Source organism: Paraburkholderia xenovorans (assembly GCF_046030735.1).
In the GTDB taxonomy this organism is placed as follows: domain Bacteria; phylum Pseudomonadota; class Gammaproteobacteria; order Burkholderiales; family Burkholderiaceae; genus Paraburkholderia; species Paraburkholderia xenovorans_A.
Genome location: NZ_JAQQBV010000032.1, coordinates 72275 through 84551 on the forward strand (window position 1 = coordinate 72275; position 12277 = coordinate 84551).

The following is a 12277-nucleotide window of genomic DNA, read 5'->3' on the forward strand; positions in this document are numbered from 1 at the left end:
TCTGTCTCAGACTGCCTTCGTTTTGCCTCAAAATGTCCTAGACCGAAACAATGCTTGATTGGCAAGGCAAAATTGCCAGTTATCCACAAGGTTATTCAGTAAAACTGTGGATAACTTTAGCGGTCGTCCGGTTATCCACCGTTAGTCAAAGCGCATCGCAAACTCCCGGATAGTGGGAGCGGGAGTTTTGCATTGCGGCCCTCAGGCACGCCACTTTTGCCTATGATGGACAGTTCGATCCCTGCGCGCGTCAAGCGCCTCACACCAAGGAAGCGAACATGGCCCATCACATTGCAGTCGTCGTCGGCAGTCTGCGCCGCGAGTCCTTCAACCGCCAGTTGGCGCAAGCCGTGATTTCACTCGCGCCTGCCGATTTCACATTCGAATTCATCGATATCGGCGGGTTGCCGCTGTACAGCCAGGATTACGACGCCGATTATCCGGAGGTCGCGAAAAACCTGAAGCAGCGCGTGAAAGCCGCCGACGGCCTGCTGTTCGTCACGCCTGAATACAACCGCTCTATCCCCGGCGTGCTGAAAAACGCGCTCGACTGGGGCTCGCGGCCGTGGGGCACCAACTCGTGGGGCAACAAGCCGGGCGCGGTGATCGGCACGTCGCTCGGGGCAACCGGCACGGCGCTGGCGCAGCAGCATTTGCGCAATGTGCTGGGTTATCTCGACGTCGCGACGCTTGCGCAGCCCGAAGTTTTCATCAAACACGACGCGACGGCGATCAACGAGAAAGGCGAGATTCTGAACGACGGAACGCGCAAGTTCCTGCAGAGCTTCGTCGACCGTTATGTGGCGTGGGTCAAGCTGCACGCGGCGGCATAAGTAGCCGACATACAAAAACGCCGGTAGGCCCCCATCAAGCCGAGGGCCTACCGGCGTCGTCACAGCCGTCACCGATCGCGCTTACACGTGGTGATGTCCGGTGACACGCTCCCAGCCGTGCCGCACGGCGAGCTTGAAACGCTCCCATGTACTGTCGGGCGAAGTCGTTTCCCAATGAAGGCGAGCTTCCGGCTCGATATCCTCCCACGGACGATCGCGATACCGCGTGTCGTGGGCAATTTCTGCTCCGTAACGATAGGCCGGCACGTAATCCTCGTACCGCGTTTCTTCGGCGCCCGCAGCATATTGCTCGTCGTAGTGGGTGCGGAAATCTTCCTCGTATTCCAGATACTCGTTCGGCATCTGGCCGCCGAGCCCTGCTGTCGGCTGCCCCGTTTCAGACACGACCTCCGACGGTTGCATCATCACCGCGCCCGAACCCGGAACACCGGCCGCCGAGATCGGACTGCGACCGACATCGCCGACGAGCGGGTCGATCACCGGATCGACCAGCGGCCGTTCCGACAACGGCGGCGGCACGAACGGCTCGGCGTCGGTGCCGGCCGGGCGGCCGGAATACAACGGGTCGATGACCGGTTCGATCGGCGGCGCGGTGCGCGTATCGACACTGGCGGGGCCCGCAGCGCTCGACGTGCCCGGCCTGCCGGACGTCATCGCGCCAATGCCGAGTTCATCGAGTACCGAATGCTCGCGGCCCGCTTCGGCCTGCGCATCCAGATCCGGCGAACGTTCGCCGATGTCGGTCGCGCCGAGCCGCGTCAACGTATTGCGAGCGAGTTCGGCGTGCGATTCGCTCGCCGCCGCCACGCTAACCAGCACGGCGCCGCGGCGCACGGCTTCCGTATAGCGAGCGGCATCCGGCGCGCGGGGGCCGCTCGCGAAGAGACTCGACAGGAAACGCTCGATGTTCGCGAGCACGCCCGAAGAACCGGCAACTTCTTCTGTCGCGGAGCCGACCGAGGGTTCCGGATTCGCCTGCAATTCGATGGCTTCGCGCGCGAAGCCGGTCTGCACAAGCGTGTCGCGGGCGCTTTCTGCTTGCGTGTAGGTGTCGAATAAACCAATCACGGTGTGTCGCATGGCTGTCTCCCGACGTATTGACGTGGAATGGACCGCGCGGGAACGCGCCGCCCTCCTTGTTCGGAAATACGCCGCAACGTTCGTGCCGCATCCGTCGGGAATGTGAGGGTTTGCCTCCGTGCGCGCGCCCACGAGCCACCTGGGCCGTCGTGCAACGCGGATGGGCCCGCGCGCGGCCCGCACCGCTGCCGCGCCGATGGAACCCTCGCGCTTTTACAACCGCCGGTAAATCGCGACCGTCGAGCCTCAGCCAGCGAGCCTCACCCAGCCGGATGCGCGGCCTGCTGAGCGCCCGCCTGCGCAAGGTCGCGCTGGATCGCCTGCAGAAGCTCCTCCAGCAACGCGATATCGAAGGGTTTGGACAGCACGCGCACATCCACGTGACGCGCGCGGTCGAGTTCTTCCGCGTAGCCGGTCACCAGAATGACCGGCAGCTTCGTGTCGAAGGCGAGGACGGCTTCGGCGAGATCGATGCCGTTCATCGCGCCCGGCATGTGGATGTCGGACAGCACCAGGTCGAACGGCAGCGGCTCGCCGGTGCGCGCCTGCTTCGCGTGGGCGTCGTCGAACAGGCGCAGCGCGGTGTCCGCGTTGAAGACGCCGGTGACCTGGTGGCCCATCATCTGGAGCAGCGCTTCAGTACCGGCGGCCACTTCTTCGTTGTCCTCCACCAGCAGAATGCGCAAACCCTGCGGCGTACTGCTTTCATCGGCGCCGGTTTCGGCCGGCTCTTCGGCTGCGGGGGCCGCCGCCGCGCGCGGCAGATAAAGACGCACCGAAGTGCCCGCGCCGATTGCGCTGTCGATCGCCGCAAGGCCGCCCGAGCGCTCGCAGAAGGCGAACACCTGCGGCAGCCCGAGACCGGTGCCCATCCCTTTCGGCTTGGTCGTGAACAACGGCTCGAACGCGTGCGACAGCACTTCCGGCGGCATGCCCACGCCCGTATCTTCGAGCGACAACTGCACGAAGTCGCCGGTGAGCGGAAAGCCGTCCTCGTGACGGAAATGGATGTTGGCGGCGCGCACGGTAAAGCGCCCGCCGGCGGGCATCGCGTCGCGCGCGTTCACGGCGAGGTTGATCAGCGCGAGTTCGAGTTCCGCCACGTCGACGCGCATCGGCCAGATGTCCACGCCGATATCCATCACCAGCGAAATCTTCGCGCCGAGGGAGGCACGCAGCAATTCGCGGCAACTCGGCAGCCAGCGGTCGAGCGCGAGCGTCTCGTTGCGCAACGGCTGTTTGCGCGCGACGCCGAGCAGTTGCCGCGTGAGCGACTGACCGCTCTTGAGCGCCCGCTCGATCGCCGACAACTCGCGGTCGAAGCCTGGCGCGCCGCGCCGTCGCACGATCTGCACGTTGGCGGACACGATCATCAGCAGGTTGTTGAAATCGTGCGCGACGCTGCCGACCAGATTGCCCAGCGCTTCCATCTTGCGCGACTGACGGTACGCGGATTCGATCGAACGGCGCATCGACGCTTCCGCCTGCCAGCGCTCCCACGCCTCTTCCTCGGCGCCGAGCCGCCGCAGCGACAGCCAGATCACGCACCACAATACGATCGACGGCGTGAACATGGACAGGATCAGCACGCTCAGGTGCTTATACCAGCCGGCCCAGATCGCCGACGTGCGATAGCCGCACGACACATACACCGGATATGCACCGACGCGCCGGAAGGCGACGATCAGGCTGTCGTCGTCGACGCTCGAATGAACGCGCACGACGCCAGCGCGCCGTCCCTGCGCGAACGCCTCGGCGAGCGGCGAATTCGGCGCCATGGCCGACGGCGCGCGCGGGCCGCCCGGATAGTGGGCGAGGATCGCGCCGTCCGTACGGATCAGGCTCATGGTCATCGGCGAGTCGTCGCTGCCGCCCAGCAGCTCACGGTAGAACGCGCTGAAATAGCTCGGCCGCAACGCAACCGAGACGACACCGGCGAACCCGCCGCCGGCGTCGCGTCGTTCAAGCCCCATGTTGAACACCTGCTCGCCCGCGACATGTCCGATCATGACCTTCGACACGTGCTCCAGATCCTTGCTGTCGCGAATGCCGGTGAAATCGGAGCGATCGGCGATCGAAACCGGCGGCGCCGGGTAAAAACGGCTGCTGGCAAGCAACTCGCCATGGCTGCCGAAGATCGACACCGCCGCGACTTGCGGATAGCCGCCGCCCATCGTGCGCAGCTTCTCGTGAATGGTGGATTCCTGTGCGCGAATGCCGTTGTCGTCGAGACCTTGTGTCAGATCGACGATGCGCGAATCGAGCGTCTCGTTCATGTCGAACACTTTCAGCGCATGTTCGTCCGCGACCCGCACGGTGCGTAGCGTGACATCGGTGGCTTCGGCCTCGCGCGTGCGCAGATCGCTGAGCGCCATCGCCACCACGTACACGCACGGCAGCACGATCGCCGCGATCAGCAGCGCGATCAGCGTGATGCGCCGCACGTGGAAGTTCTGCTCCGGCACGGCCGGAAAGAGTGCGTCGCGCGCCTCGTCTTCTTGCCGGTCAGCGGGAAGCGGGTTCGCTTGAGGCGGGTCGAACCGGTCTGGTGTCATGGTCGGTAACGCGTGGATCGTTCGGGACAAAAAGCGGGAAGCCGCGATCATACGAGAAGCATAGACACGCAACGGCCGCCGTTGTTACCGCGAAGGAAGGAGAAAGCATCCAATCCTGTGCTTTCTGAATCAGCGACGAATCGTGAAGCGCAAACGTACACAAAAGTATAAATGTAAATTTAATCTTTAAATATCTATCGAAATTTTTTCCAAAAGGCCATCCAAAAGGAATATCTCGTTAATGATTGCGATTTTGGCGTATTGCCTTTCCACCGGATTGCTTCGAAAATCGGCGCCACGATAAAAATGCGTCCGCCATGTTCGGACGGATCTGCCGCGGGGTAGCCAGGATGCGCGTACGACGCGCGACGAAAAGGCGCTTGCGGAACACGCGCGCGGCAAATGACAGCCCGATCCATGAAGCCGCGGGGATTCTCTACGTAGGCTTCGAACATGCCGGTCATCGCCGTCTTTCACCGTGCGCGCATGCATCTCTGCATGGCCGCCGGTTCCGCCACAAGCATTGCGTCGGTGCGTCGTCCGCACGCGGCGCGACAAAACCCGGCACGCCGGCAGGCTGTGCTCCCGCAAGCTTCCGCCCTTCTTGCCACCGGTCGACAGGCCGCGCACTAAAGAAACCGTCTCTGCCGCCGTTATCGCGTCAGATCTCATTCCGCTTTCCGACCCGTCCATGTCCTTGCCCATTGTGATCGCCGATGATTCGCTGCTCGCCCGTAAGGTGCTCACCAAGGCATTGCCGCCGGACTGGGATGTCGACGTCGCCTACGCGGCGAACGGGCGCGAAGCGCTCGCGCTGTATCGCGAAGGCAAAGCGTCGGTCATGTTCCTCGACCTGACGATGCCGGACATGACCGGCTATCAGGTGCTGGAAGCGTTGCAGCATGAGGATCTGAACACTTTCGTCATCGTCGTTTCCGCCGATGTTCAGCCGATGGCCCAGCAGCGCGTGCGCACGCTCGGCGCCGCCGCGTTCATCGCCAAGCCCGTGACGCCCGAGGCGGTACTACCCATCCTCAAGGAGTACGGGTTGTATGTCTGAGCCAGTCCTCACCGAAGATCAGCGCGACGCGCTGCAAGAGGTCGCCAATCTGGCGATGGGCCAGGCCGCGACGCGCCTCGCGCGTCTGCTCGACGCGTTCATCGAGTTGTCGGTGCCGCGCGTGCGGGTGGTGGCGGTTAGCGAGGCGGCGCAGGCGTTGCGTGAGATGACCGGGATCGAGGACAGGGTAAGCGCCGTGCGCCAGGGTTTCCGCTCGGACATCAAGGGCGAAGCGCTGGTGATCTGCCGCAGCGACAGCGTCGAGCAGTTGTGTTCGCTCGTCAGCGATCCGTACGCGCGCTCGAGCTACGAGGCCGTGAGCCAGCAGGAGCTCGTGTTCGACGTCGCGAACGTGCTGACCGGCGCGTGCGTATCGTCCATTCTCGATCAACTCGGCCGCACGCCGGTATTCTCCGCGCCGGGCCTGCTCGGTGAGGCTCTGACGCTCGACGAAGTGTTTCAGCCCGATGTCCTGCAATGGGAGGTCGCATTGCTGGTCGAGGTGAATTTCGCGCTGGAAGACCAGAGTTTCCGTGCACATCTTGTGATGCTGATGGCCGAAGAGTCGATCCGTCACATGAGCGGAGCGCTTGACGCGTTGTTGTCCAGTCTATGAATGTGCCCGCGGAATCGTTGAGCGATCTGGTTGTCGAGCGTGTCGGGTTCGGCATCTTCGTGCTCGATCGCGACATGAATGTGCTGATGTGGAACCGCTTCATGCAGGACCATAGCGGTTTGTCGGCGGAACAGATGGTCGGCAAATCGCTGTTCGACAATTTCCCCGAGCTGCCGCGCGTATGGCTCTCGCGCAAGATCGAAAGCGTGTTCCAGCTCGGCAGCTTCGCGTTCAGTTCGTGGGAGCAGCGGCCCTATCTCTTCAAGTTCGATCACGACCGGCCGATTACCGGCGGCGTCGACTTCATGCAGCAGGATTGCACCTTCATGCCGCTGATGCGCGAGCGCGAGGTGGTGGCCGTGTGCGTGACCATCTCGGACGTCACGCATGTCAGCATCGTGCAGCGCGAGCGCGAGGAAGCGGTCGCCAAGCTGCAGGAATACGCAGACCGCGACGGCCTGACGGGCATCGCCAACCGGCGCTTTTTCGAAGCGCGTCTGCGCGACGAATATGTCCGCTGGCAGCGCTACGGCGGCGAGATGTCCGTGCTGCTGTTCGATCTCGACCACTTCAAGAAAATCAACGACCAGTTCGGCCACGGCGTCGGCGATACGGTGCTGCGCGTGATGGCGCAGCGGGTCGCGCAGGTGGTGCGGGTGCAGGACACGTTCGGGCGCTTCGGCGGCGAGGAGTTCGCGCTGCTGCTGCCCTGCACGCCGCTCGAGGACGCGATGCGCGTCGCGGAAAAGATTCGTTGCACGATCGCCGACACGCCGGTCGAGGTGCAGGGCACCAGCGTGCCGGTGACGGCGAGCGTCGGCGGCGCGGCGGCGCGTGCGGGTGCGCCGGCTTACGACGTGCTGATCAACGAAGCCGATGCGGCGCTGTATAGCGCCAAACGGCAAGGACGCAACCGGTCAGTGGCGTTCGTCGGCTAGGCGGTCTTCGGGCCCCTTATTCGCTCCAAAACTGCGTCATCTCACAAAGATTGTTATACTTTTCGCCGTTTCCGGCCCGCAGGCCGGGAGTTTCGGGCGTGTCCCCCGTGCGTGCCGCTTGCCCTTCGGGCGGGCCTTAAAAATTTCCTGAACGCCTTTCAGCAGGCGCCTCCAGCGGAGATCGTCTTGGCTGTTTCCAATCTTGTCGTGGACGATACAGAAGTCGACGCCGCTGCCGCCACGTCCGGCAGCTCGTTTTATCTCGCCATGCGCATTCTGCCTGCCGCGCAGCGCGATGCGATGTATCAGGTCTACGCCTTCTGCCGTGCCGTCGACGATATCGCCGACAGCGACCTGCCGCGCGCCGAACGCGCCGCCGCGCTCGAGCGCTGGCGTGCCGACATCGACGCGTGCTATGCCGGCGCGCCGCGCGCTTCGCTGCGCGCGCTGACACGGCACATTCACACGTTTCACCTGCAGCGCGAAGATTTCCACGCGATGATCGACGGCATGGCGATGGACGCCGCCGCCGACATCTGCGCGCCCGACGAAGCCACGCTCGACCTCTATTGCGACCGTGTCGCGAGCGCGGCGGGCCGCTTATCGGTGAGGATATTCGGGATGCAGGACGAGCCCGGCCGCTTGCTCGCGCATCATCTGGGCCGCGCGCTGCAACTGACCAACATCCTGCGCGATATCGACGAAGACGCCGGCATCAATCGCTGCTACCTGCCGCATGAGTTGCTGGCGCGCGAAGGGATCGCGGTGAAGAGCCCGGTGGAGATCGCCGACGACCCTTCGCTGCCGCGTGTATGCGCGACGCTCGTCGCGCGGGCCCGCGAGCACTTCGCTGCCTCCGACGCGATCATGAATCGCGAGCCGCGCAACCACGTACGCGCGCCGCGCATCATGTCGGGTGTGTATCGCGTGCTGCTCGAGCGTACCGTGGAGCGCGGCTTCGACCTGCCGCGCACGAAGGTCCGCAAGCCGAAACTGCGCCTGCTGTGGATCGTCGCGCGTTACGCGCTCTTCTGAGCTGATGCCGAGGCTCGTACATGTGATCGGCGCCGGCCTCGCCGGCCTGGCCGCCGCGGTGCAGTTGCAGCGGCGCGGCGCGCAAGTCGTGCTGCACGAGGCGAGTCTTCAGGCGGGCGGCCGTTGCCGTTCGTATTACGACACCCAGTTGGGCGCGACCCTCGACAGCGGCAATCACATGGTGCTGTCGGGCAACTACGCGACGCTCAACTACACACGCGCCATCGGCGCCGCCGACGAACTGCACGGTCCCACGCTGCCCGACTACCCGTTCGTCGATCTGGCGACGCGAGCCCGCTGGACCGTGCGCATGTCGGCGAGCCGTTTGCCGTGGTGGATTTTCGACCCGAACGCGCGTGTGCCGAATACCGGACCGGCCGATTATCTGGCGCTCGTGCCGCTCCTGTTCGCGAAACCCGGCCGTACCGTCGTGCAGACGATGCGCTGCAACGGGCCGCTGTGGGATCGCCTGCTGCGTCCACTGTTTCTCGCGTTGCTGAATGTCGAGCCGCGTGAGGCGTCGGCGGAATTGACGGCGGCGGCCGTGCGGGAAACGTTGCTTGCCGGCGGACTCGCATGCCGGCCGCTGGTCGCGCGCAACGGCCTGAGCAGTGCCTTCGTCGATCCCGCGCTGCGGCTGTTGCAGCACGGCGGCGCGGCGATCCGGCTCGGATCGCGCCTCGACGGGATCGTCTTCGCGGCGGACAAAAGCCGCGTGGACGCATTGAGTTTCGCTGCCGAGTCCATCGCGATCGACGCCAATCAGGCGGTGATTCTCGCCGTGCCGCCGGAAGCCGCGCAGTCGCTCGTGCCGGGTTTGCGCGCGCCGAATCGCTTCTCCGCGACCGTCAATGTGCACTTCGCGGTCGAACCGCCGTTCGGACTGGCGCCGGTCACGGGCCTCCTCAACGCGACGGCCCAATGGCTGTTCGCTTCTGAAGGACGCCTGTCGGTAACGATCGACGGCGCCGGGCGGCTGCTCGGCACGCCACATGAAGAACTGGCAAAAACCGTCTGGGCCGAAGTGGCCCAGACCACTGGCTTGCCCGCTGCGCCGATGCCGGCCTGGCGGGTGACGATGGAGCCGCGCGCGAGGTTTGCGCCGCTTCCCGATCAGGAGACGCTACGCCCCGGCACGCGGACTCGCTGGAACAATTTGATGCTCGCGGGCGACTGGACGGCTACCGGCCTGCCCGCGACGATCGAAGGCGCGATCCGCTCAGGCCAGAAGGCCGCGGACACGCTGCTGAACCAACCGATGGAACGCCGATGAACGATTTATCTCAAGCCCAGCCGTTGCAGCCGTCAGGTGACGTGCTGCCCGAATTCGCCGCCGCGGCGCCGGATGCGCCGGCTACGGTTCCGGCCGCCGTGCCGCAAACGGGTGCGTCGTCCCTCGACGCGGCGATCACGCGCGCCACCGACGCGATCCTCGCCGCGCAGAAGCCGGACGGCCACTGGGTCTACGAACTCGAAGCCGACGCGACGATTCCCGCCGAATATGTGCTGCTGGTTCACTACCTCGGCGAAACGCCGAACCTCGAACTCGAACAGAAGATTGCGCGCTATCTGCGCCGCATCCAGCTCGCCGACGGCGGCTGGCCGCTCTTCACCGACGGCGCGATGGACGTCAGCGCGAGCGTGAAGGCGTACTTCGCGCTGAAGATGATCGGCGACTCGCCGGATGCCGAGCACATGGTGCGCGCGCGCGAATCGATCCTGGCGAATGGCGGCGCGGAAGCGGTCAACGTGTTCACGCGGATTCTGCTCGCGCTGTTCGGCGTGGTGTCGTGGCGCGCAGTGCCGATGATGCCGGTCGAAATCATGCTGTTGCCCGAGTGGTTCCCATTCCATCTGTCGAAGGTGTCGTACTGGGCGCGTACCGTGATCGTGCCGCTGCTGGTGCTGAACGCGAAGCGGCCGTTGGCGCGCAATCCGCGCAAGGTGCGTATCGACGAGGTATTTCGCGGTGCGCCGGTCAACACCGGTCCACGCGATCGGGCGCCGCATCAGCATGTCGGGTGGTTCCGTTTCTTCAGCGGCGTGGATGTACTGCTGCGCGCGGTCGACGGACTGTTCCCGCAAGCCACGCGCGAACGTGCGGTGCGCTCGGCAGTGGCTTTCGTCGATGAACGGCTGAACGGCGTGGACGGCCTCGGCGCGATTTTCCCGGCGATGGCCAATTCGGTGATGATGTACGACGTGCTCGGCTATCCGGCCGATCATCCGAATCGCGCGATTGCCCGCGAATCGATCGAGAAGCTGCTCGTTGTCAAGGATGACGAAGCATATTGCCAGCCGTGTTTGTCGCCGGTATGGGATACGTCGCTGGCCGCTCACGCGCTGCTCGAAACCGGCGAAGCGCACGCCGAACAGGCGGCCGAGCGCGGCCTCGCGTGGCTGCGTCCGCTGCAGATTCTCGACGTGCGCGGCGACTGGATTTCGCGCCGTCCGAATGTGCGGCCCGGCGGCTGGGCGTTCCAGTACAACAACGCGCATTACCCGGACGTCGACGATACGGCAGTCGTGGTGATGGCAATGCAGCGTTCGGCCGCGCTGACGCAATCGGACGTGGACCGTGACGCCATTGCGCGGGCGCGCGAGTGGGTGGTCGGCATGCAGAGCAGCGACGGCGGCTGGGGTGCGTTCGAACCGGAAAACACGCAGTACTACCTGAACAACATTCCGTTCTCCGATCACGGCGCGTTGCTCGATCCGCCGACTGCCGACGTATCGGGGCGTTGTCTGTCGATGCTTGCGCAACTCGGCGAATTTCCGCAAGGCAGCGAGCCGGCGCAGCGCGCGTTCGACTACATGCTGAAGGAGCAGGAAGCGGACGGCAGCTGGTATGGGCGTTGGGGTCTGAATTACATCTACGGCACGTGGACCGCGTTGTGTTCGTTGAACGCCGCCGGTATGCCGCACGACGATCCGCGTATCAAGCGCGCCGCGCAGTGGCTGCTGTCGATTCAGAACGAAGACGGTGGCTGGGGCGAAGGTGGTGAGAGCTACAAGCTCGATTACCACGGGTATGAGCGCGCGCCGAGTACCGCTTCGCAGACCGCATGGGCGTTGATGGGATTGATGGCGGCCGGCGAGGTGAATCATGAGGCTGTGGCGCGTGGTATCGACTATTTGCAGCGTGAGCAGCGCGAGCATGGTCTGTGGGATGAGACGCGGTTTACCGCGACCGGTTTTCCGCGCGTGTTTTATCTGCGTTATCACGGGTATCGCAAATTTTTCCCGTTGTGGGCGCTCGCGCGGTTCCGTCATTTGAAGCGCAATGGGCTGACGCGCGTTGCGGTGGGGATGTAATTGATGGCTTCTTCCATGACGCCGTTTGCCGATGCAGGTCGTGGCGTGTTGCCGGTTGTCGTCGTTACCGGGATGGCGTTTGAAGCGCGTATCGCACGCGGTGAAGGTGTCGAGGTTGTTTACGCGGCGCGTGCTGACTTGTTGGAGCGGGCGTTGAGTGCTGCCATCGCACGTGGATGTTCCGGGATTGTCAGTTTCGGGACGGCCGGTGGGTTGGCGCCGGATCTCGAGCCTGGGACTGTGGTTGTTGCCGACGCTGTTGAGGGGCCGTTTGGGCGGCTTGCTACCGATCGTTCCTGGGCAGATAGGTTTGTGGCTGCGCTGGCTGATGGGCCGCTTCAGGCGCGGTTGCGGCGGGGTTTGGTTGCGGCGGTGAGCAAGCCTTTGGTCTCGGCTGAGGATAAGCGCGTGTTGCATCGTGCCGGCGGCGCGCTGACTGTCGATATGGAGTCGCATATCGCGGGTGCGGCTGCTGCTGCGCAAGGGGTGCCGTTTGCGGTGTGCCGCGCTGTTGTTGATCCCGCTTGGCGGAGTTTGCCTTCGGCCGCGATGGCCGGGTTACGGGATGATGGAAGTACCGCTGTTGGCCCTATTCTTCGGGAGTTGGTGCGGCAGCCTTCGCAGCTGAAGGCGCTTATTCAAGTCGCTGTGGATGCGCGCGGAGCGCGTGGGTCTCTTTTGTTGGCTCGGGAGGCTATTCGGATGGGTGGGGTTTTTGTCGCTCCATAGCCTTTTTTGATTCCTGCTTTGGGGTTTTCCTGATTTGTTTTGGGTCTATTTGGGTGGCCCCTGTGCGGGGCGGCACTTACTTTCTTTGCCGCGGC

Annotated in this window: 11 protein-coding genes; 8 read left to right on the forward strand and 3 right to left on the reverse strand. The window is 64.3% G+C overall.

All coding sequences use genetic code 11. From position 1 onward, the window contains the following. Positions 1–278 precede the first annotated feature (278 nt). The gene (locus PQQ51_RS26495; protein WP_408499930.1) at positions 279–833 is read left to right on the forward strand and encodes an NADPH-dependent FMN reductase; all 555 of its coding nucleotides are present in this window, start codon (positions 279–281) and stop codon (positions 831–833) included. Positions 834–914: 81 nt separating this feature from the next. On the opposite strand, the gene PQQ51_RS26500 is transcribed toward PQQ51_RS26495, so the two are convergent. The 3 genes from PQQ51_RS26500 to PQQ51_RS26510 form a co-directional block, all read right to left on the reverse strand. Beyond that, positions 915–1934 carry a hypothetical protein gene (locus PQQ51_RS26500; protein ID WP_408499932.1) on the reverse strand — a complete coding sequence of 340 codons (1020 nt, stop codon included), beginning with the start codon at positions 1932–1934 and terminating at the stop codon, positions 915–917. 260 nt (positions 1935–2194) lie between these two features. After that, positions 2195–4489: a hybrid sensor histidine kinase/response regulator family protein gene (locus PQQ51_RS26505; protein ID WP_408499934.1), complete on the reverse strand. Its 2295-nt coding sequence runs from the start codon at positions 4487–4489 to the stop codon at positions 2195–2197. A gap of 186 nt (positions 4490–4675) precedes the next feature. After that, positions 4676–5194 carry a hypothetical protein gene (locus PQQ51_RS26510; protein ID WP_408499936.1) on the reverse strand — a complete coding sequence of 173 codons (519 nt, stop codon included), beginning with the start codon at positions 5192–5194 and terminating at the stop codon, positions 4676–4678. Between PQQ51_RS26510 and PQQ51_RS26515 the strand changes: the two genes are divergently transcribed. The 7 genes from PQQ51_RS26515 to PQQ51_RS26545 all read left to right on the forward strand — a co-directional run bounded on the left by PQQ51_RS26515 (position 5181) and on the right by PQQ51_RS26545 (position 12182). After that, positions 5181–5549 (forward strand): response regulator, encoded by a 369-nt coding sequence (locus PQQ51_RS26515; RefSeq protein ID WP_408499938.1) that lies wholly within the window; start codon positions 5181–5183, stop codon positions 5547–5549. The two genes, PQQ51_RS26510 and PQQ51_RS26515, sit on opposite strands and share 14 nt — an antisense overlap. Continuing rightward, positions 5542–6165 carry a chemotaxis protein CheC gene (locus tag PQQ51_RS26520; RefSeq protein WP_408499940.1) on the forward strand — a complete coding sequence of 208 codons (624 nt, stop codon included), beginning with the start codon at positions 5542–5544 and terminating at the stop codon, positions 6163–6165. Before PQQ51_RS26515 ends, PQQ51_RS26520 begins: the two co-directional genes overlap by 8 nt. Beyond that, positions 6162–7103 (forward strand): sensor domain-containing diguanylate cyclase, encoded by a 942-nt coding sequence (locus PQQ51_RS26525; protein WP_408499942.1) that lies wholly within the window; start codon positions 6162–6164, stop codon positions 7101–7103. Before PQQ51_RS26520 ends, PQQ51_RS26525 begins: the two co-directional genes overlap by 4 nt. A gap of 186 nt (positions 7104–7289) precedes the next feature. Beyond that, positions 7290–8138: a presqualene diphosphate synthase HpnD gene (hpnD, locus tag PQQ51_RS26530; protein ID WP_408499944.1), complete on the forward strand. Its 849-nt coding sequence runs from the start codon at positions 7290–7292 to the stop codon at positions 8136–8138. Between the two features lie 4 nt (positions 8139–8142). Next, a complete protein-coding gene (hpnE, locus tag PQQ51_RS26535; RefSeq protein WP_408499946.1) occupies positions 8143–9411 on the forward strand; it encodes a hydroxysqualene dehydroxylase HpnE in 1269 nt (422 codons plus the stop codon). Beyond that, positions 9408–11453, forward strand: coding sequence for a squalene--hopene cyclase (gene shc / locus PQQ51_RS26540; protein ID WP_408499948.1), 2046 nt, complete (start codon positions 9408–9410; stop codon positions 11451–11453). Before hpnE ends, shc begins: the two co-directional genes overlap by 4 nt. Positions 11454–11456: 3 nt before the next feature. Further along, complete coding sequence (locus PQQ51_RS26545; RefSeq protein ID WP_408499950.1) at positions 11457–12182, forward strand: phosphorylase; 726 nt, start codon at positions 11457–11459, stop codon at positions 12180–12182. Positions 12183–12277: the final 95 nt, after the last annotated feature.

Bases quoted from the DNA above. Each gene is read 5' to 3' on its own strand.
- PQQ51_RS26495 (WP_408499930.1), top strand. From the start codon at position 279: ATGGCCCATCACATTGCAGTCGTCGTCGGCAGTCTGCGCCGCGAGTCC.
- PQQ51_RS26500 (WP_408499932.1), bottom strand. From the start codon at position 1,934: ATGCGACACACCGTGATTGGTTTATTCGACACCTACACGCAAGCAGAA.
- PQQ51_RS26505 (WP_408499934.1), bottom strand. From the start codon at position 4,489: ATGACACCAGACCGGTTCGACCCGCCTCAAGCGAACCCGCTTCCCGCT.
- PQQ51_RS26515 (WP_408499938.1), top strand. From the start codon at position 5,181: ATGTCCTTGCCCATTGTGATCGCCGATGATTCGCTGCTCGCCCGTAAG.
- PQQ51_RS26510 (WP_408499936.1), bottom strand. From the start codon at position 5,194: ATGGGCAAGGACATGGACGGGTCGGAAAGCGGAATGAGATCTGACGCG.
- PQQ51_RS26520 (WP_408499940.1), top strand. From the start codon at position 5,542: ATGTCTGAGCCAGTCCTCACCGAAGATCAGCGCGACGCGCTGCAAGAG.
- PQQ51_RS26525 (WP_408499942.1), top strand. From the start codon at position 6,162: ATGAATGTGCCCGCGGAATCGTTGAGCGATCTGGTTGTCGAGCGTGTC.
- hpnE (WP_408499946.1), top strand. From the start codon at position 8,143: ATGCCGAGGCTCGTACATGTGATCGGCGCCGGCCTCGCCGGCCTGGCC.
- shc (WP_408499948.1), top strand. From the start codon at position 9,408: ATGAACGATTTATCTCAAGCCCAGCCGTTGCAGCCGTCAGGTGACGTG.
- PQQ51_RS26545 (WP_408499950.1), top strand. From the start codon at position 11,457: ATGGCTTCTTCCATGACGCCGTTTGCCGATGCAGGTCGTGGCGTGTTG.